Source organism: Mesorhizobium sp. CA7, from assembly GCF_020165015.1.
Taxonomy (GTDB): domain Bacteria; phylum Pseudomonadota; class Alphaproteobacteria; order Rhizobiales; family Rhizobiaceae; genus Mesorhizobium.
The window spans coordinates 18,407-38,235 of sequence record NZ_JAIUHH010000023.1; the positions used below are offsets into that span (position 1 = coordinate 18,407).

Sequence of the window (19,829 nt, forward strand, 5' to 3'; positions counted from 1 at the left end):
AAGGAAAAACTGTGAGTTATCGTTCCACCATCGCTCGCCAGCCCGAAGCCCTTGCCGATACTTATGCCGCCGTGCGCGACGAGCTAGCAGAGATAGACATGTCGTCCTTGGATCGGACGGTCATCGGCGTGACCGGCATAGGCGCAAGCTATGCTGCGGCCGTCGTCGTGGCAGCCGAGCTTCAGACACGCAACCGACGCGCATTCGCGATTCGCTCGGTGGACATGGCCAAAGGCAACGACCTTTGTGATGCGTTGATCGGCCTGTCCCATCGTGGCCGCAGCGTCGAGACGGTCGCCGCGCTGGAAAAGCTGCCAGGGGCCCGCCGCCTGGCCATCACCAACAATCCCGAGAGTCCCCTGGCGCGCGCAGCGAACCTGCATTTACGGCTGGCGAACGGCTCTGATGCCACACCATCGAGCACCGGCTACACCGCCACGTTGCTGGCCGCTGGTATGGCAGTGCAGAAACTCATGGGCGTGCGTGATGACGCCTTCGCTGAGATTCCGTCCCTTGTCGGCCAGCTTTTGAGCGCCGCGGCCGCGAAGATGGATCGACTGGGGAAGCTGTTGTCTGCCCGTCGCGCCATTGACTGCGTCGGCGCCGGTGCCTCGCTCGGCACGGCCGATGAGGCTTCGCTTTTGATTCGCGAGGCATCGCGGATCCCAGCCTCGGCCTACGATACCCGCCACTACCTGCATGGACCGATGGAGTCGATGGACGAGACCACTGCGGTGGTTCTGTTTGGTGGGGGGCGCGAGGTCGAATTGGCGCAATATCTGGAAAGCATCGGCTGCCCCGCGCTTCTCGTCACGACGGCAGAGGGAATCGATGACGGCAGGCTTTTGACGGTCATCAAGGTGCCGCGATGCGACAATCTGATAGCGCAGGCGATCGTGGATATCATCATCGCCCAACTTCTTGCAGCAACGCTTTCGGATGCGGCCGGACTCACGGACACCAAGTTTCGCTATCGCATGTCCGACACCAAGGTGCCTGAAGCGGCTTGACTCTCGTTAATTCACGAGATCGAGGCACCCACTGTTTTTTGCCTTCGCCCGAAAGGGCGGGGCAAGCATCAAAGGAACCACAGCCAGTCTAGTGCAAGGCGCAGCGACCGATGCTGAGCGCAATCCGGTCGCCTACGGGTGAGCCACCGGAATGTCGGCAAGGGTCATCAACACATTGGAAGCAAGCCGTGGAGATCCGGACCGCGGCTTGATCGTCGTCGCAGCCGCGATCATAGTGCCGCCTCGATGGCGTGACTGGGGCCGCTTGCCGACAGTCCGGTTTTGGCCGAGGAATCCGGTAAAGCGGTCATTCGACTGACGACCCCATTGCGGTCGTTCCAAGGTCATCGACGGTTTCGCGAAAGCCGCCGTTCCCGATACGCCCGACTGTCGGCGTAATCGGGTGACCGGCCACAACTATTTGCCGTCAAGTGACCACACCCTCAGTTCGCCTCCCTGCCTTCTCGATGGCGTGAGCGGCGACGAGAGCCTGACGCTGTGCTTCCATGTCCGCCGACAGCTTGCGCCCTTCAGCGAGTTGCTCCTCAGGCATGTCGGCATCCATAATTTTGCCGAGCTCGGCTTCAACCTGCCTACCGACGCCTTCGAACGAGAAATCGTTCTGGTAAGCGCGCTGCATAACCCAGTTCACCAGTTTTGCAGTGTCCTGTCCGATTTCCTTTCCGCTAAAGACGCGCTTGAAGCACCACAGAACGACATCGACCACCTGCAGACCTGCACTCTCCTCTTCAGTGGCCGTCCGGAACGTGCTCCCGGTCACCTTCTGGACCATCAACGGCTTGCTTTCGCCTGGCCATAAAAGTCCCTCTGTATTCGCAAGCTCGGGCTTGGAGACGGTCGCATGCCAGGTCGCAAACACCTCTTCGACCTCAGCCTGCTTGTCGTGGACGATCTCGCGAACAGGCCGCTTCCAACGCTCCGACGCATTCTGCAGACCCTCCAGCAGGCTCGTGAACGCTACGAAATTCGGCGAATGCTGATACCGTCGAGCCTTCTCTGACATATGGGTCGAGAACTCCTCCGGATTGGCGATCGCCCACTCAAGCGCGTCAGTGATGATCTCGCGGCTGCGGGCATCAGGTACGAACTGAACATTATCCAGCATAGCTTCTGCGCCCTGAACGAAGTGCTTCTTCGAGGTAAACTCACTTTTGGCCGTCACGCAGTCCCAAACGATCGACGCGATTTCCGGCGTAATGACGAAGCTCGCCATCTTGAACGTAAGCAGAAGGCGCAGATGGCGGAGCCAGTAAGCCGACCACGGCACCGCCTTGTTCTCACCCTGATCGAAATAGACGTCGATCACCTTGCAGGCGGCGAGGTACTTCTTCTCGACGCGGGAGACGAAGAAGCGGCAGTCCGTCTTTTTCAGGAGCTTCAGGAGGTCGGGCGCGATCTGTTCGATCTTGGCTACACCGAGGACGTTCGCATGCAAGGCGTTCGTACCAACCTTCTTGGCAATGGCAGCGATGCTCGCCTTCGCAACGAGATCGAAATTTGTCTTCGTCATGAAGGCTGCGGTGATAAACAACGGCTGCTCTTCGTCGAAGAGGTTATTCAGCGTGTTGCCTGTCTCATCTACGTACGCCCACATTCCTTTTCTCCAGTCAGAGGGGCACGGCTTGTAGCATAACATGAGGCAGATTCACCAACTCTTTTCATGATACACTTCCGTACATCGCCCATGTACCGCAAGCGACCACCGTCGGTTGTGCAAAACGAGGCGCGCTTGCCATTCTGTGGCGCAGTGCGTGCGCATTGGCTTGGCGCCGCAGAACATCTGTTTCTGGCGCGATTAGGATTGCTTGTACGGCCGATAGGGCTGTTGCCGTCGATGTACGACGGTCACCTGAATGGCCGCTTCCCAATACTGATGGCCAAAAGCGGTCGGTCAGCAATCCACCCCGGGACAGCCAGAACAAGAACGTATCCGGGAGGCTGAAGCGGTCATCCGTGGTGCATCGGGTGACCGCCCAAATGTCAGATTTCAGTTCGCTCTGCTAAGAGCAGTGCGTCTTCCACATCTACGCCAAGGTACCGAACGGTGTTCTCGAGCTTGGAATGCCCAAGCAGGATTTGGATGGCTCGAAGATTTCCTGTCGCCTTGTAGATCATAGATGCCTTCGTGCGACGCAGTGAGTGGGTGCCATACTCCTCTGGACGCAGACCGATCGCCGTCACCCACTCGTCAACCAAGCGGGCATACTGCCTCGTGCTCATGTGGCGGGCGTGATTGATCCGGCTCGGGAATGCATAGTCGTCGATCTTGCCGCCACGCCTTTCAAGCCAAGCCAGAAGGCTGGCTCGCACGTCGCCGGTAATCTCGAACTGGACTGGACGGCCCGTCTTTTGCTGAACTACTATCGCGCGGGTCCTAATTTCCGGCCCCGCGACCAGATCACGAATCCTGATCTTGACCAGGTCGCAGCCGCGAAGCTTGCTGTCGATCGCAAGATCGAACAGCGCACGGTCACGAATGCGGCGCTCGCGATCGAGGAAGAAGCGGACGGCCCAGATCTGTTTCTGCGTGAGCGGACGCTTGGTTCCCACCTTCTTTCCAGTATTCCAAGCTGCGCGCTCGCGGCTAGCATCATCGAACTGAGAATGGCCCATTTGAGTTCTCCTCGGCCTTGATTGGCCGAAGGAGAAACGGTGCGGGTCACCGCTCTGGGGCCGGAGAACGAACCCGCTGCGCGGGAGGGCGCCTACGCTTGAGGTAGCGGTTACGGGCCGGGCGTCGCGCTCGCATTGAGCGTCGTCCGGCAGCGGCAGAGCATGACGGGCTTCTTCAACAAGGAGCCTGACCATGACCCACCCCGCTCTCGATGCACCGATCAGCCCACTGCGCCAGCGGCTGATCGACGACATGAACATGCGGCGTTTCTCGCGGGAGAAGCAGCGCAACATCGGACGCCCGGCGACATTCCTCGGGCGTTCACCGGGCACGGCGACGCCGACGACCTGCGCCGGTTCCAGATCGAGCAGCAGGAGGATGGCGTCCCCGTGCCGACGATGAACAGCATTGTGTCGGCGCTACGCTTCTTCTTCACCCAGACGCTCGACCGCCCAGACCTGGCGCGCAGGCTCGTCCGGCTTGCGCATCCGCGTAACCTGCCCGTGGTGCTGAGCCGCGATGAGGTTGCCCGGCTGCTCAACGCCACCACCTGCCTCAAGCACCAGGCGGCGCTCTCGGTCGCCTATGGCGCCGGCCTACGTGTAGCGGAGGTGTCGATGCTGAAGGTCGCCGACGTCGACAGCGAGCGCATGCTGCTGCGCGTCGAGCGCGGCAAGGGCGGGCGGTATCGCAACGCCATGCTGTCGGAGGATCTGCTCACGCTTCTGCATGAGTGGTGGAAGGTTGGGCGGCAGCAGGGCGTGACGCACCGCGACGGCTGGCTGTTCCCGGGGCAGCACGCGATGAAGCCGATCAGCACGCGTCAGCCCTATCGCATCGTCGTCGAGGCGGCACATGCCGCCGACATGGCCAAGCGGGTCGGGCCGCACACGCTGCGCCACAGCTTCGCCACCCACCTGCTGGAGGACGGCACCGACATCCGTATCATTCAGGTCCTGCTCGGGCACGCCAAGCTTAACAACACCGCCCTCTACGCTAAGGTCGCGACCCGGACGGTGCGCACGGTCACGAGCCCGCTTGACAAGCTTGGGCTGTTCAAACCGGGAGAGACCTCGCCCGATGGCTGAGCCGTGCGCAACCTCGATCATGCGTCCGCCGCAGCAAGGGCACGGCGGGCGGAAGTTGCGAAGCTCTTTCGGGATGGCGACTATCCTGTGCTGCGTGGGACCGCCCTCCTGCTCGATGATCAGACGGCCTATCTCTGGACGACGGGCTACGTACCGCAGCTCGACACCTATATCGGGCCGGAAACACCCAATCCGCTGCACATCACAGTGATGCGCAACAAGAACGAGAAGTCCGAGATCCGCGCGGTCTTGGGAGACATTATGGGTCTCACCAAGATCAACTACAACTCGTGCAACTTCAATGATGGCCTGCCCGTCACCGTGCGATTCGCACGGATGGTTGGAGACGTCCTCACCATGGGCTCGGCGAAGGGAGAGGAACGCCAACCGTTCAAGTTCTACGTGTGAGTTCGAATTCCCACGTGTGAGTTCGAACGTTCTTCACGTGGCGCCGAAGTACGAGCCGTGAAAAGGCACCGAAACTCCGCCGGTACGCTTCAGCGGCCCAAAGGAAAGAGGAGTTGCTGCCGACTCGGCCTGTGTCGTTGTCGGCCGGCGATGTCCGCTTCCTGGCTTCTGCCCGTTGGTCGGAAATGGCCGACATTCAGTCGGCAATTTGTCGGTCCACCCGACACCTTGGTCTCATCGACAGCGGCAGCTCTCCAGCGGACTATGACTGCCGCAATTGAAGCGGATTGCTAAACAAGGAGAAGATCATGAGTCTCATCGATAAGGCTCTAGAGGCCAATGAGCGGTATGCTCAGGGGTATGATTCAAAGCTGGGGGCGCACCCTCGGCCCAAGATTGCCGTCGTAACCTGCATGGATCCGCGGCTCTCTGATCTAGAGGGAATCTTAGGTTTGAACAATGCCGACATGGACGTAATTCGCACTGGCGGTCCGGCTGTAACAGATGATGTGATGGGGGAACTTATTGTGTCCACCCGGGTACTGGGCTCAGCAGAGATTATGCTGCTCAACCACACGGGCTGTGGATTCACGAGCTTTACAGACGAGGATTTGAACACAAAGTTCAGCGCGCAGACTGGCGACGCAACGCCGGCCCCTATGCGATTCTTCTCATATAAAGATCCTGAAAACCACACGAAAGAGCAAATAACGAAAATTAGGTCGCACCCATGGATTGCTAAAGACGTTCCCGTGCGCGGCTTTATTTTTGATGTCGACACCGGTGGTTTGACGGAAGTGACGGTGGAAAGCGAGGAGTTGTCAGAGCGGAAATGAATATATTCGCCAGCGGTGGTGGAGAGGGCCCATCCCGTCCGAGTGTGGAGTAAATGGTGCCGCAGGTCGCGGCTAGTGTGGATTTGACTTGCGCCGCATCCCCGCCGTCCGATCCGTTCAAGCGCCGCGTGAGAGCGGTCGTTGGTGAGCCGGGCCCGCGGAGGAAGCAGTAGTCTTGCGCTCTGCTAACTCTGCCGTGCCGGTTGGGCCATACCGTGTTCGAGCACCTCGGGTCCAGCGACCGACGGTCGTGCGACGAGTGCCACCAATGTAATTTGATTTGGTCTGCTCAAGGCGGGAGCTTCCTGAAGTTGCCTAGCGCTGCTGGCGGGTGTACCGAATTGGCCGGTCATGCCGGGGTCGGCATTTGTGGCGACTGCCGCCCAGGAGCAGCCTGGAATCCTACGCGGCCGAAGGCTTCGACGGGAGACAGGCGGCCAAATGGAAATGGACATACCTCAACTTACGGCGGAGCTCGCTCGCGCTAACGAAGCACTCCATCGCGAAGTGGCCAAGCGACGGTTTGCGGAGGACGCGCTTCGGGCCAGTGAAAGTGAGCTGCGCCTGACGCTCGACACCCTTCCAGCGGGCATTATCGTAGTCTCTCCAGAGACCGGAATCACGGACGCAAACAAACGGCTTCTGGGATATCTCGGGCGCACGCTTGAGATACTGAAGCAATGGACGACGACCGATATGGTCCATCCCGACGACTTCGGTGGGACGTTGAAGTACTTCCGAACGTTCATGACCCTGGATCGAGAAAGCCGGTTCGAAACTCGGATACGACGGTTCGATGGCGTCTATCGATGGTTCCAGGTCCGCAACAATCCGTTGCGAGACGCCGATGGCCGCATCCTCCGCTGGTATGGGGTGCTGACCGACATCGATGATCAGAAAAAGGCGGAGCTAGCGCTGCGCGAAAGCGAGGGTCAACTCCGGCTAGTGGTGAACACCACCCCCGGCCTGATCGCCACCTTCGCGCCGAGCGGTGCCGCCGAAGACGTCAATGCTCAGTTCCTTGAATATCTCGGCCAGACGCTCGAGGAATTTTCGAATTGGCCGACGAACGGCACGGTCCATCCCGCCGATGTCGAACACCACGTCGAAGTCCTGAGGGGATCTTTCCATTCAGGACGTCCGATCGACACGGAAACGCGACTGCGGCGCTTCGACGGGGCGTATCGCTGGTTCCAGGTCCGTGGTCTCCCAGCCAAAGATGCCGATGGACGCATCATCCGCTGGTACTGCCTGATGAATGACATCGACGATCGCAAGCATGCTGAGCAAGCCCTCGCGGCCAGCGAGCGCAACCTGCAAGTCACCGTCGATGCCATCCCGGCATTGGCCTGGTCAGCACATCCAGACGGCGCGGCCGACTTCTTCAATCAGCACTATCTCGACTATGTTGGGCGATCGCTCGACGACTTAGCGGACTGGGGCTGGACGTCGGGAGTGCATCCAGAGGATTTGCAGCGATTGGGTGCCGCATGGGAGAAAGCCCGGGAGACCGGCTCGAGCGCCGAGTGCGAGACGCGGCTATGCGGTGCCGACGCCAAATACAGGTGGTTCATCTTCCGAGCGAGCCCACTACGCGACGAAACCGGAGCCGTCGTCAGGTGGTACGGCATCAATACTGACATCGAGGATCGCAAACGCGCCGAAGACGAGTTGGTGAAAAGCGAAGCCTCGCTCGCGCATGCGCAGCGCGTGAGCTCCACCGGAAGTTTCGTGTGGATCTTAGCGACAAGGGAGATCACGTTCTTTTCGGAAGAACTCTACCGGATTTTCGAGCTCGATTCGAGCGTGCCGATTACGGTTGAGCAGATCGCCACCCGGGTCCATCCCGACGACATCCCGCTGCTGACGACTAAGCTTGCAGAGGCGCAGGCCGGTATTGTGGATCACGATTACGACATTCGACTCCGCATGCCCGACGGCCGCGTCAAATACCTGCGCACAGAATCGCGCCCGGACACTCAAGTTGACGGGCAGAAGATCTTCGTTGGCACCATGCAGGACATTACAGAGCGGAGATTGGCCGAGGAGGCTGTCAACGAGCTGCGCACAGAATTGGCGTACGTCTCGAGGGTCAGCACCCTTGGGGCGATGACGGCGTCGATCGCTCATGAAGTTAACCAGCCGCTTTCGGGTATCATTACTAACGCCAGCACCGGACTGCGCATGCTCGCGTCCAATCCGCCAGACATCGAGGGCGCGCGCGAAACCGCGCGGCGCACAATTCGCGATGGCAATCGCGCCGCCGAAGTCGTCAGCAAGCTGCGCGCCTTGTTCAGCAAAAAAAGTGAGACCACCGAGTCAGTCGACCTCAACGAGGCTGTGCGAGATTTGCTCGCCCTGACGACCATAGAGTTGCGGCGAGGACGGGTGGACCTCGAGGTTGATCTCGCGCCTGACCTGCCGAAGATCGTTGGCGACCGTGTGCAGCTTCAGCAGGTCGTGTTGAACCTTCTTCTTAACGCGGCTGATGCTGTGAGCGAGATCGAGGATCTACCGAGGCGCGTCACACTCAGCACGGGAATGGACGAAGACGGTCAAGTGAAACTGACGGTAAAGGACAACGGCGTAGGTATCGACCCGGAGAGTATCAATAGACTCTTTGACGCGTTCTATACGACCAAGCCGACCGGCATGGGCATCGGTCTATCTGTCAGTCGGTCAATCATCGAGCATCACCGCGGCCGCATCTGGGCAAGCCGAAACGCCGACACTGGGGCGAGCTTCTCGTTCGCGATCCCGCAGCCTGCGGTGCAGGTTGTTCCAACCGAGCCCGCGGGGCACACGCCACAAGGTGCGAAGGCATCCCACGAAGGAAGCCCCAATGCCTAAGCGCCCCCTCGTGACAATCATCGACGATGACGAGTCTGTGCGCGAGTCTTTGCCTGATCTGCTGAAAGTGCTCGGTTACCCCGTTCAGGCCTTTCCCTCCGCACAGGCATTTCTCCGCTCGAAAGACCTCGAAAGACGCGATGCCTAATCCTCGACATCGCAATGCCCGATATGACGGGGCCCGAACTGAGAACCGAGCTCAGGCGTCACTGCCACGACATTTCGGTGGTGTTCATTACGGCACATCGCGACGAGTCGATCCGCCCGTTAGGGTGGTCGGGACGCGGTTGCATGTCTATTCAAGCCGATTAGCGAAGCCGCTCTCGGTAGAGGCGCTCGATAGAGTAAAGCTAATTTAGAAGACGCCGTGTCTCGCCGGAGGTGGAGCGGAAAGGATCGCAAAACTCTGAGTTTCGCTCGGGATGCCATGAATGTGTGAAACCGGAATTTCGCAGTAGATATGGCATCACCGAAGCATGGCTTGCTTATGCGCGGCTGTCCGGTTGCGCCTGACGGCTCCGAGGCTGAGCAATCGCTTGGCCAGAATGAGAAACGGCGCCACGACCGCGAACAGCAGGACGAAAGCAAAGAAAGCTTCATCGAAAGAGATAACGGCGGCCTGCTTGTCGAGCGCGTGCTGCAACAATAAGACCGCGGCCTTTGTCGCTGCAGTGCTGTCGATACCGTTTGACGCCAAAGCGCTCGCAGCAGCCCTCAAGCGCTGGTCAGCCGCGGGATCGCCACTGACAACGTGGGCAGCCAGTATCGTTCGGTTATAGGCATTCTGGTGATCAATATATGTTTGCAGAAGGGCCGTGCCGGCCAAACCACCAACCTGCTTGCCAAAATTGAACAGGCCAATGCCGAACGGAAGCGCGCCGGCCGCAAGCCCCTGGAGGGTGATCAGCGTCAACGCCATGAACAGAAGACCAAGACCGAATCCGCGCAGGAGCAACGGAACGGCCAGGTCCGCGGAACCGCTGCCGCTCGTCGAACCAGACAGCAGCCACATGGCTCCGGCAAAGAGCAAAATTCCGAATGGAGCAAGCATGATCGCACGTATCCCCGCCTTTTCGATGAGAAGGCCCGACAGCAGAAGTGCCAGCGCAAGCGCGGCTCCGCTAGGCAGGAGAAGCACTCCCGCGCCCGTGGCGGTGAAATCGAGGACGGTCAGGGCAAAAGTGGGAATGAGATAGGCGCTGCCAGAAAGGGCAAAGCCAGCAAGCAGGCTGGCGAGAAGTCCGAAGCGGAAGTCCGGATCGCCAAGTGGCGAGATCGGCAACAAAGAGCCTCGTGGACGGAACCCGATTTCGCAGATAGCCAGAAGGCCGACAGACATGACACCGAGCGCGGCAAGGACAGCAATGTCGGTGTCATCGAACCAATTGAACCTGCTGCCCTGCAGCAGGACGTAGGTCAAAAGCGTGGTACCGATACCAAGTAAAATTACCCTGCGGATAGGAAGCTTGGCATCTCGCCAAAATGTCGCGTCACCCTCCGCTGCCAGCAGGATAAGGGAGGCGAGGCCCAGCGGAATGTTGGCAAGAAATATCCAGTCCCAGGTGAGATGGTCGACGAGCCAACCCTGGAGAGCAGGCGTGACTGTCGTCGGAGCCATCACGGCACCTGTAGCAAAAACAGCCTGAACGACCGGCTGGTGTCGATGCGGAAACCGGAAAAACAATAAGGTCTGGCCGGCGACCAGGATTGTGCCACCGGCCAGCCCCTGGGCAACGCGGCAGACGCAAATCCAGACGAGATCGGCCGACAATGTCATTGCAGCCGAGGCCAGAAGAAGGATGACAGCCCCCGCGCGCAAGCAGGCAGTAGGCCTGACCGCTCTGACAAGGAGTGGAGCGACAAGGAAGGAAGTCAGCTTAGCGGCGATGAAAACAATATCGATCATCGCCAGTCCGTCCGGCGTTGCGTGGATGTCGCCAAGCAGGCCGATCCGACCGATGGACAGAGCAGTGGATGCGACCGCATCCATGAGCGCGGCCAGTACAACAGCGCCTGTTACGAATAAAGCGCGCAGCCGCGCGTCGAAAAGGTGCTGCGCCGACCGCTTTTCGACAGGGTGGGTCACTGTATTGGTTGTCCGTTCGCGATTCCGCCGGTCTGTGGTTTCAGCGCCGCCGCCCAAGCGTCTCCGGCGCTGACGGCGATAGCAACACGAGCCGAAAGGCCAGGAACCAGGCGGCCGGGCAAGGGGTTGCGCATTATCCTGATCTTGACCGGCACGCGCTGAACGACGCGGATAAAATTTCCCGTGGCGTTGTCTGGCGGGAGCAGGCTAAATGCCGCACCACTGCCGGGAGAGAAGCTGTCGACGACGCCGTCAATTTCGAGGTCTGGATACTCGTCGACAGTCACACGTACCCGCTGCCCTATGTTTACCTGCTCTAGCTGCGTTTCCTTGAAATTCGCGACAATCCAAACGTCTTTTACAGGAACAATATCCAACGCCGCAGTACCCGCAGTGACATACCGCCCGACACGTATCTGACGATTGCCAACAATTCCGTCGATCGGGGCCTTCACCACCGTGTTGGACAGGTCGAGCATAGCTAGGTCGAGCGCAGCCTGCGCCTGTGATTGGGCTGCTTCCGCGCTGGCCAACTGTGCACCCAGTACGTCTAACTTCAGCCTTTGAGCCAAAACATTGGCGTCTGCGCCATCCACCGATGCTTTTGCTTTGTCATAAGCGGCATGCGCATCTTCCAGTTTCTGATCGCTCGCGGTCCCGTTCCTCTGCAGGGTGACGTAGCGGTCAAGGTTGGAGCGCGCAAACTGCAGATCGGCTGCAGCTGATTGCCTCTGCGCGTCGGCCTGCACGATCAAGGCCTTCTGCAATGCAGAGGTCGCCACGATGTTGTCAACTTCCGCCTTCCTGGCGGCGGCGTTGGCCTTCGCCTGCTCCACCTTGGCCCTATAATCATTGTCGTCGACTCGAAACAGGACAGCGCCCTTCAAAACACTCGCGTTGTCGTCTACGTCGACCTCCACCACATAGCCGGCGAGCTTCGGAGCGATACTGGTGATGTCTCCACGCAGATATGCGTTGTCAGTCGTTTCCTCGAAGCGGCCTATTGTGAACCACTGCCAGCCCCACGAAGCCGCCAGCGATGTCACGAAAAGGACAACGATGACGATTGCGATCCTGCGAACTCGGCTCATGGCTGCCTCGGCCTCAAATCGACGCACTCGCCGTCGATGGAGATGTTCGCGCCCCTGACTGCAAGATGATCGGTGATGTTGCAGATCGTGGGCGGCCAGTGGAGTTTCACGAAACCTGTCTCCATCAAAATCCAGACGTGCAGGGCGTAGAACAGCGAATGATTATGAACTTCACGGCCTAGCCGCCAAAAAGCCACACAGGGTCGCGTCTGCCCGCCGGGCGGCCGGCGAGCAAGACTCATCCTTCTTCGATCAAGCAGCCACCTGGGCGCGCTCCTGCAGAGCAGCTTCAACGATAGCTACGTCTTCCTCGGCCGTTCCGCCGCTGACGCCGATACCAGCGTACACCTCGCCCTTCTCGGTCAACGGGACGCCGCCACCCATGGGGCAGAAGCGGCCGCCACCAACCGAAGGGAGCACGTAGAGCGATTGACCAGGCTGCACCAATGTCAGCAGATCAATGGTGCGCATCCGCACCAAGGCCGAGGTGTAGGCCTTCCGCTCCGATATCTCGAGTGAGAACAGCGGGGCGCCGTTCATGCGATGCTGGAGCACGAGATTGCCATGGACGTCGACAATGCAGACGGCTACCGGAATCTTGGCTTTGATTGCTTCAGCCTCTACGCGCTCGGCCAGCTTCTTGGCTGTCATGAGCAAATCCATGAGAGTCATCCTTTCTGAACGTTTGGTGATTGCCTAGCGAGCCAGTTCGCCGAGGTAGAACCCCAGCCGATTTTCAACATCGCCGGGCGTTTGGAAGCCTTTGGCAGTCAGGGCTTTGATGCCATTCTGCGCGGCGGACCGCCCGAGCGAGGCGATACAGGCCTCCCATCCGGCGCCGAGTTCGACATCCGGCGGCAAGCTGGTATTCACCAGCCGCTTGGTCTGGCCGATGGCCCACTTGTCGAAGCCGGAGATGCGGGTGGCGAGCGCTTCAATGTAGGCGTCGAGTTCAGCGTCGGGAAGCGCCCGGTTGATGTAGCCGTAGGCTTCCGCCTTGTCGGCGGAAATGTCCTCCGAGCTCAGCAGCACCTCCATGGCGCGATTTCGCCCGATAAGGTTAGGCAGCCGAGCCATCGGCCCGCCGCCGGCCACCATGCCCACGCCGACTTCCCACTGCGAGATGATCGTCTTCTCCTTGCTGGCGAAGCTCATGTCGCAGGAAAGCAGCAGCTCGCTGCCGTTGCCAGTCGCGCGCCCACGGATCAGCGCGATCGAAACCACAGGGGCACGCGTAAGGCGCACGAGGAAATCCGGCCACGGCGGCAGGCCCGTCGGTCCGGGTGGCATCGACGTCATCTCTTCAAGAGGGGCCATGAAGTCTGAATGGTTCAGGAAAAAGTCTTCCACCGCGCTGTCGAAGACCACGACCCTAACGCTCTCATCGGCCTCGATGGCGCCGATCGTCGCCTGGAATTGCCGTACCATCTCCGGTCCCATGACGTTGAGCGGAGCGTTGTTGAAGGTGACGCGCCAATAGGCGGAACTTTTTCGTACCAATTGGATCTGTGATGCGACTGTCTTGGCGTCCATTGAGGCCTCCTTTGGAACACAAAACTGGGGACGTCAGTCAGTTACCGTTCAAGTTCATGAACTTCGATTGGACCTAAGTATCGTCGATACTTTCGTGTCGGCGATGTAGTACCTGGGAAATTATCTCGCCAAACCCGCCGTGAAGATGCCCGAGATGTTCCGGCCAAAGCGTATTCGCCTTAGGTATCGGCGACACCTTGGAGCAATAGATCAGCAGGACAACTTCTGTTCTGACTTTGCGTTGCGTCGCGCGGCATTTCGTGGTGGCGCAGATCTCGCGGAGGATCAAGTCATGCCTTTTGTCATGACCAGTACGCGCACCACACATCGTCAGTTGCGAGCGACGGCGTTGCGCGGGCACGCGTTTGCCGCCCTTGCGCTGACAGTGGCGGGGGATCGGATACGCGCGAAAGCTGCGGCCAGCCGAGACCCAATGGTCCCGGCTAGCGACGAAAGCATGGACCTTGGTATTCACGTCGGAAGTATATGTGCTGCGCTGGCGGAGGACCTGGGGGTTCGGCTCAGCGTCAAGACGGACGAGATACGGCTGCACGCTGCCTGTTGCCGGCAGGTAGGACTGATCGTATCTGAGCTGGTACGCAGCGCAGCGCGACACAATCTAAAGGGCCGGCGAGGAGCTATCGCGGTTACTTTGAGTGGATGGGGCGGCAGTGTGCGGTGCCTGGTAAGAGACAGCCGCTCGACGGCGTCGCACTCCCAGGAGCGTCCTGAGCGGTGGCGGGTCCGAACCCTGGCAGCGGAACTCGGCGGATCGGTGGAATGGTGGTTCACTGAGTCCGGATCGTTCGCCGGCCTGCATTTCTCGATCGAGCGATCTAAGGATTTGCCGTCGCAGCTGAACGCAGACTTCACCTGATGCATAGGTCAGAAATGCTTGGCGCGCGTCGGGACACAGAGCTCCGACCAGAAGAGCGAGGATTGCCATTTCCACGATGCCTGGGTGAGCCGTTGTTCATATCACCCTGGCGAGGAGCTGCTCTTAGCCATCCGACCGCAAGACATCGCGTGGAATCGGTTCGCTGCTTGCCTGGCAGCCGCGCCGGTTTAGCGGCCTGGTAGGGACGCAACCCCGACCCGGGTCATACGCGGCACGGATCAGTTGGCCAGCGAACTCGCATCCTGGCCTCGCTGCTGGTGTTGTCCTTACGAAGGACAGCAGACGCCCCGCAGTCCAGCAGTACAAAAGTATCGCCGATACCATCGTGTGATGGATTCGCCTTAACCGACAGTTGATCTCTTAGGAGCATTCGAAAAAACCAATTTGGACAGGAGGACCTTATGACACGACGCGAACTACTTGCCGCCGCAGCCGCCGCCGGGGCTGCCAACATGCTTCCCGGAATATCCCAAGCGGCGGAAAGGTTGATCCGTCCCTTCACTGTCAACTTCCGAGACAGCGAGCTCGACGATCTGCGCCGGCGGGTGACGGCGACCCGCTGGCCGGACAAGGAGACCGTTACGGACGATACGCAGGGCGTGCAACTGGCGACGATTCAGAAACTCGCGCAGCACTGGGCGAAGGACTACGACTGGCGCAAGGTGGAAGCCCGGCTCAACGCGCTTCCGCAGTTCATCACGGACATCGACGGGCTGGACATCCACTTCATTCACGTGCGTTCCAGGCACGAGAACGCGCTGCCGATTGTCGTGACGCATGGCTGGCCTGGCTCGGTCATAGAACAGCTGAAGATCATCGAGCCGCTTACCAATCCGACCGCGCATGGCGGAACCGAAGGCGATGCGTTTCACGTCGTGATCCCCTCGCTTCCAGGTTACGGCTTTTCGGGCAAGCCGATCGCGCCGGGATGGACCCCAGTCCGCATCGCCAAGGCATGGGCAACGCTGATGCAGCGCCTCGGTTACATGAAATACGTGGCGCAGGGCGGCGATTGGGGGAACGCCGTCTCTGAGGAGATGGCTCTGCAGGAGCCACCGGGATTGCTGGGCATCCACACCAACATGGCCGCAACGGTGCCCGCCGATATCTCCAAGGCACTGGCGGCAGGGGCTGCTGCGCCCTCCGACCTTTCGCCGGACGAGAAGCGCGCTTACGGCCAGCTCGACGACTTCAACAAAAACGGGCTGGGATATGCGATCGAGATGAACAACCGTCCGCAGACGCTGTACGGCATCGTGGATTCGCCTGTCGGGCTGGCCGCCTGGATGCTTGACCACGACATTCGCAGTTACAGGCTCATCACGCGCGTCTTTGATGGGAGCGCCGAAGGGCTGACGAAGGATGACATCGTCGACAACGTCACTCTGTACTGGTTGACCAATACGGCGATCTCGTCGGGCCGCCTCTATTGGGACAATGCACATTTCCCGACGGGGGGTTTCTTCGATCCGCGCGGCATCAAGATCCCAGTTGCCGTGAGCGCCTTCCCGGACGAGATCTATCAGGCGCCGCAAAGCTGGGCTGAAAAAGCCTATCCGAAGCTGATCCACTACAACCGGCTCGCCAAGGGCGGGCACTTCGCGGCCTGGGAACAGCCGACGGTGTTTAGCGCAGAGCTCAGAGACGCCTTCCGCCCGCTGCGCCAGTCCATCTGAAGCCGAAGGGCAGCCATCAGGTCGTCCACATTTCAAAACGGCGGGCCGGACCGCAGGTCGGTCCGCCGAGGCGGCGTAGGGCGGCAACATACTCCTTGCGACAAAACCAAGAGAAGGAGAACGACGATGTCATCCACGGTTGAAGCGCGGCAGGTCGAGACAATGCTGGAAACAGCAGACCGCACAGCGAGCGCGCGATCCCTCGATATGAAGCTCGAAGTGATCGCTGTCCCTGTCTCCGATGTCGATCGTGCCAAGAACTTCTACGGCGGCTTAGGCTGGAGGCTTGATGCCGACTTCGTGGTCGGCGACGTGTTCCGGGTCGTTCAGTTCACTCCGCCCGGCTCAACAGGCTCGTTCCACTTCGGCAAGGGCATCACCTCGGCCGCTCCGGGCTCGGCGCAGGGCCTCTTTCTCGTCGTCTCTGGCATCGAGGCGGCGCGTGCCGACCTCATTGCTCACGGCGCCGAGGTCAGCGAGGTGTTCCATCGCGCCGGACCAGGCCAGCCCGCGATCAGCGGTCGCGATCCTGAAGGGCGCAGCTACGTCTCGTATGCTACATTCAGCGATCCTGACGGCAACGGCTGGGTGCTGCAGGAAATCATTGCCCGGCTTCCTGGCCGGATCGACGGCAATTCGACAAGCTTCGCCTCTGAAGCGGATCTGGCTGCCGCGATGCGGCGCGCGTCGGTCGCCCACGGCGAGCACGAGCAGCGGAGCGGCGGCCAGCGTGATGAGAATTGGCCGGACTGGTACGCCGCCTACATGGCGGCGGAGCAGACCGGGAAGCCCTTGCCGCAATAGGCCAAGCCCTGGGGCCATGGGTTGGACACCAGGGCTTGTCCACACCGAGGAGGCACGGCTACGTCTCCGCGCGGTTCGCGCGATACCTCAAGCATGAAGGGACATTCAGATGAAAACACTGCTCGCAGCCTTGGCGATCGGCAGCGCCTCGTTCGGCAATGCATATGCGCAGGCCGACAAACCCACCATCGTTCTGGTTCACGGTGCGTTCGCGGATTCGTCGAGTTGGAACGGCGTCGTCAAAATCCTCGAGAAGGATGGCTATCGCGTCGTAGCTGTCGCCAATCCGCTACGTGGGGTCAAAAACGACGCCGGCTACGTCGCCGACATCCTTGGCTCCATCAAATCGCCTGTCGTTCTCGTTGGGCATTCGTACGGCGGCTCGGTCATCAGCGAGGCGGCCGAAGGCCACGCCAACGTCAAGGCGCTGGTCTATGTCGCCGCCTTCGCGCCGGATGCAGGCGAGACAGCCGCGCAACTCGCCGCCCAATATCCCGGCAGCACGCTCGGTCCGGCCCTCTCGCCACCAGTCAGCCTGTCCAGCGGAGGCAAGGATCTCTACATCCGGCAGGACAGGTTCCACGAGCAGTTCGCCGCCGACGTCCCCGAGGCCGAAGCCAAGTTGATGGCCGCGGCGCAGAGGCCCATTGAAGAAGCGGCGCTGAACGAAATCCAAACTGAAGCGGCGTGGAAAGAGTTTCCAACCTGGTTCATCTACGGGGCCGGCGACAAGAACATACCGGCGGAAGCCTCCGCATTCATGGCTGCTCGGGCCCACTCACGGGATACCGTGGTCATCAAGGGCGCCTCGCATTTGGTGATGGTGTCGCACCCTGAAGCCGTGGCGCGGCTGATCGAGAAGGCCGCTAAGGAGACATCACGATGAAAGCCGTCGTGATGGGGCGCCCCGGCGCGACATGCGACATTGATGGCGACCAGCGGCTCGCATCTTGATCACGCATGCCAAGAAAATCGAGATTAGTCCTGCCACAGGAGAGGCATCACCATGAACAGTGTTTCCGACAGGATCGATGAGCGCCGTCGCCACATAATCGGCGCGGCGGCAATGACCCTCGCGATCGCCGAACTCGGTGTGACCACGGCCGCGAAGGCCGCACCCGGCGGAGCCGACAAGACGACCGCGTCAGCGATGCAGACAACACCCAACTTGGTTGGCGCACCGAAGCAGATCGACGCCGGCGTCCTGAATGTCGGCTATGTCGAACTGGGACCAGCCGACGGCGCGCCTGTCATCCTGCTGCACGGCTGGCCCTACGATATCCATACTTACGTCGACGTCGCTCCATTGCTGGCGTCCAAGGAATATCGCGTGATCGTACCTCACCTGCGTGGCTATGGCACGACGCGGTTCCAGTCAGGCGAAACGCCGCGCAATGGCCAGCAGGCGGCAATCGCATCCGACGTCATCGCCCTGATGGATGCGCTTGGCATCGGGAAGGCCACGATAGGCGGCTGCGACTGGGGTGCCCGCACGGCAAACATCATTGCCGCGCTGTGGCCGGAGCGCTGCAAGTCGATGGTCTCGGTCAGCGGCTACCTGATCGGCAACCAGCAGGCCGGCAAGTCGCCGCTGCCGCCCAAGGCTGAGCTTCAATGGTGGTACCAGTACTACTTCGCCACCGACCGTGGCCGGGCGGGCTACGAGAAATACACGCGTGATTTCGCAAGGCTGATCTGGCAGCTTGCCTCGCCGCAATGGAACTTTGACGACGCCACCTTCGAGCGCAGTGCCGCGTCCTTCGACAATCCGGATCATGTCGATATCGTGATGCACAATTACCGCTGGCGGCTCGAGCTGGCGGAAGGCGAGGCGCGATACGACGCGCTGGAACAGCGGCTCGCTGAGGCGCCCGTTATCTCCGTACCGACAATCACGCTCGAAGGCGACGCCAATGGTGCGCCGCATCCGGAAGCCAGCGCTTATGCGAAGATGTTCTCCGGCAAGTACGAGCATCGGTTGATCGCGGGCGGCATCGGCCACAACCTTCCCCAGGAAGCGCCGCAAGCCTTCACACAGGCCATCATCGACGTAAGCGGGATGTGATCCGATGGCGCATCCGATCATTTACCGCACGATTTTCGGTCGATGGTCTTCCGATCTTCCACTGCGAAGCAGGAGACCGCGATGCGCCGGTGATCCTGCTCCTCCACGGATTGCCGTCGTCGCCGCGCATGTATCAGCCGCTGCTTGCGCGACTCTCGGACCGTTATCATTTGGTCGAGCCGGACTATCCCGGGTTCGGCCATAGCGCTGCGCCTGCCCCGAACGCGTTTGGCTACACTTTCGACCACCTAGCTGAGGTCATTACCCGCTTCACCGAGGTTCTGGGACTCTCCCGTTACAGCCTGTTCATGCAGGATTACGGCGGTCCGGTGGCTTCCGCATGGCGACGGCTCATCCCGACCGCCTGCAATCGCGGATCGTGCAGCATGCCCAGGACACGGGCCTCGGCGCTGCCTGAGCTCCCCGCCTCGCTTTCTGGGCAGACCGCGCAACTCATGAAGAGACGCTGCGCAAGAAGCTCCTGTCGTTGGGGGCGACGCGCCGCCGCCACCTCGGCAGCGATCCGGACGTCGAGCGCTATGACCCTAATCTGTGGACCGATGAATTCGCGATTCTCAGCCGACCCGGCCAGGCAGATGTTCAGACGGGCCCGATAACCTAAAAAATTATCAGCCAAGCGGTGAGAACCGCCGACATGAGGGTTGAAGGCGGTCGGCCGCCAACCCGCTTAGCTCCTCCAGTGCCTCGCGGACGGAGATGTCATCATCCACCATATAGACTGTCGGAGTAGCATCCGGCATGGCCGTCCACCGCCGTTGCACCCGGCACGTTGATCTCCACGCGCCCATGCATTTTAAGCCTCCCTTTCCTTGCAGACACAAGACAGGC

General features: G+C 60.5%; 16 protein-coding genes and 2 pseudogenes. 11 read left to right on the top strand and 7 right to left on the bottom strand.

Annotated elements, in window-relative coordinates; all coding sequences use genetic code 11:
- The first annotated feature begins 11 nt into the window (after nucleotides 1–11).
- The gene (locus tag LB552_RS26975) at nucleotides 12–1,010 is read left to right on the top strand and encodes an SIS domain-containing protein (protein ID WP_224611182.1); all 999 of its coding nucleotides are present in this window, start codon (nucleotides 12–14) and stop codon (nucleotides 1,008–1,010) included.
- Nucleotides 1,011–1,437: 427 nt separating this feature from the next.
- Here LB552_RS26975 and LB552_RS26980 read toward each other — a convergent pair whose 3' ends face one another.
- Nucleotides 1,438–2,625: a DUF3800 domain-containing protein gene (locus LB552_RS26980; RefSeq protein ID WP_224611183.1), complete on the bottom strand. Its 1,188-nt coding sequence runs from the start codon at nucleotides 2,623–2,625 to the stop codon at nucleotides 1,438–1,440.
- Between the two features lie 386 nt (nucleotides 2,626–3,011).
- Nucleotides 3,012–3,644, bottom strand: a complete 633-nt coding sequence (locus LB552_RS26985; RefSeq protein ID WP_224611184.1) for a tyrosine-type recombinase/integrase — start codon at nucleotides 3,642–3,644, stop codon at nucleotides 3,012–3,014.
- A gap of 193 nt (nucleotides 3,645–3,837) precedes the next feature.
- Here LB552_RS26985 and LB552_RS26990 point away from each other — a divergent pair.
- The 5 genes and pseudogenes from LB552_RS26990 to LB552_RS27010 all read left to right on the top strand — a co-directional run bounded on the left by LB552_RS26990 (nucleotide 3,838) and on the right by LB552_RS27010 (nucleotide 9,139).
- Nucleotides 3,838–4,733, top strand: a pseudogene (locus LB552_RS26990) (tyrosine-type recombinase/integrase).
- Between the two features lie 3 nt (nucleotides 4,734–4,736).
- Nucleotides 4,737–5,141, top strand: coding sequence for a hypothetical protein (locus LB552_RS26995; RefSeq protein ID WP_224611185.1), 405 nt, complete (start codon nucleotides 4,737–4,739; stop codon nucleotides 5,139–5,141).
- Nucleotides 5,142–5,449: 308 nt separating this feature from the next.
- Entirely contained in the window at nucleotides 5,450–5,977 is a 528-nt protein-coding gene (locus LB552_RS27000; protein WP_224530453.1) for a beta-class carbonic anhydrase, read from the top strand.
- Between the two features lie 441 nt (nucleotides 5,978–6,418).
- Nucleotides 6,419–8,827, top strand: coding sequence for a PAS domain-containing protein (locus LB552_RS27005; protein WP_224611186.1), 2,409 nt, complete (start codon nucleotides 6,419–6,421; stop codon nucleotides 8,825–8,827).
- Nucleotides 8,828–8,998: 171 nt separating this feature from the next.
- Entirely contained in the window at nucleotides 8,999–9,139 is a 141-nt protein-coding gene (locus LB552_RS27010; RefSeq protein WP_263481804.1) for a hypothetical protein, read from the top strand.
- Nucleotides 9,140–9,293: 154 nt separating this feature from the next.
- Here LB552_RS27010 and LB552_RS27015 read toward each other — a convergent pair whose 3' ends face one another.
- The 4 genes from LB552_RS27015 to LB552_RS27030 all read right to left on the bottom strand — a co-directional run bounded on the left by LB552_RS27015 (nucleotide 9,294) and on the right by LB552_RS27030 (nucleotide 13,537).
- On the bottom strand, nucleotides 9,294–10,913 hold the full coding sequence (locus LB552_RS27015; RefSeq protein ID WP_224611188.1) for an MFS transporter: 1,620 nt from the start codon (nucleotides 10,911–10,913) through the stop codon (nucleotides 9,294–9,296).
- Entirely contained in the window at nucleotides 10,910–12,004 is a 1,095-nt protein-coding gene (locus tag LB552_RS27020; protein ID WP_224530461.1) for an HlyD family secretion protein, read from the bottom strand. Before LB552_RS27020 ends, LB552_RS27015 begins: the two co-directional genes overlap by 4 nt.
- Before the next feature lie 252 nt (nucleotides 12,005–12,256).
- Nucleotides 12,257–12,667 carry a GlcG/HbpS family heme-binding protein gene (locus LB552_RS27025; protein ID WP_140502839.1) on the bottom strand — a complete coding sequence of 137 codons (411 nt, stop codon included), beginning with the start codon at nucleotides 12,665–12,667 and terminating at the stop codon, nucleotides 12,257–12,259.
- Nucleotides 12,668–12,700: 33 nt separating this feature from the next.
- Nucleotides 12,701–13,537: an enoyl-CoA hydratase/isomerase family protein gene (locus LB552_RS27030; protein WP_224611190.1), complete on the bottom strand. Its 837-nt coding sequence runs from the start codon at nucleotides 13,535–13,537 to the stop codon at nucleotides 12,701–12,703.
- A gap of 1,299 nt (nucleotides 13,538–14,836) precedes the next feature.
- On the opposite strand from LB552_RS27030, the gene LB552_RS27035 reads away from it, so the two are divergent.
- From LB552_RS27035 to LB552_RS29940, 5 genes and pseudogenes are all read left to right on the top strand, one after another.
- On the top strand, nucleotides 14,837–16,111 hold the full coding sequence (locus LB552_RS27035) for an epoxide hydrolase family protein (RefSeq protein WP_224611192.1): 1,275 nt from the start codon (nucleotides 14,837–14,839) through the stop codon (nucleotides 16,109–16,111).
- Nucleotides 16,112–16,273: 162 nt separating this feature from the next.
- Nucleotides 16,274–16,915, top strand: a complete 642-nt coding sequence (locus tag LB552_RS27040; protein WP_224611227.1) for a VOC family protein — start codon at nucleotides 16,274–16,276, stop codon at nucleotides 16,913–16,915.
- 109 nt (nucleotides 16,916–17,024) lie between these two features.
- Nucleotides 17,025–17,801 carry an alpha/beta fold hydrolase gene (locus LB552_RS27045; RefSeq protein WP_224530469.1) on the top strand — a complete coding sequence of 259 codons (777 nt, stop codon included), beginning with the start codon at nucleotides 17,025–17,027 and terminating at the stop codon, nucleotides 17,799–17,801.
- A 180-nt stretch (nucleotides 17,802–17,981) separates the two neighbouring features.
- Nucleotides 17,982–18,980, top strand: a complete 999-nt coding sequence (locus LB552_RS27050; protein WP_411909056.1) for an alpha/beta fold hydrolase — start codon at nucleotides 17,982–17,984, stop codon at nucleotides 18,978–18,980.
- Between the two features lie 128 nt (nucleotides 18,981–19,108).
- Nucleotides 19,109–19,294, top strand: a pseudogene (locus LB552_RS29940) (alpha/beta fold hydrolase); the annotation flags it as partial.
- Between the two features lie 2 nt (nucleotides 19,295–19,296).
- On the opposite strand, the gene LB552_RS27060 reads toward LB552_RS29940, so the two are convergent.
- A complete protein-coding gene (locus tag LB552_RS27060) occupies nucleotides 19,297–19,617 on the bottom strand; it encodes a hypothetical protein (RefSeq protein ID WP_224611230.1) in 321 nt (106 codons plus the stop codon).
- Nucleotides 19,618–19,829: the final 212 nt, after the last annotated feature.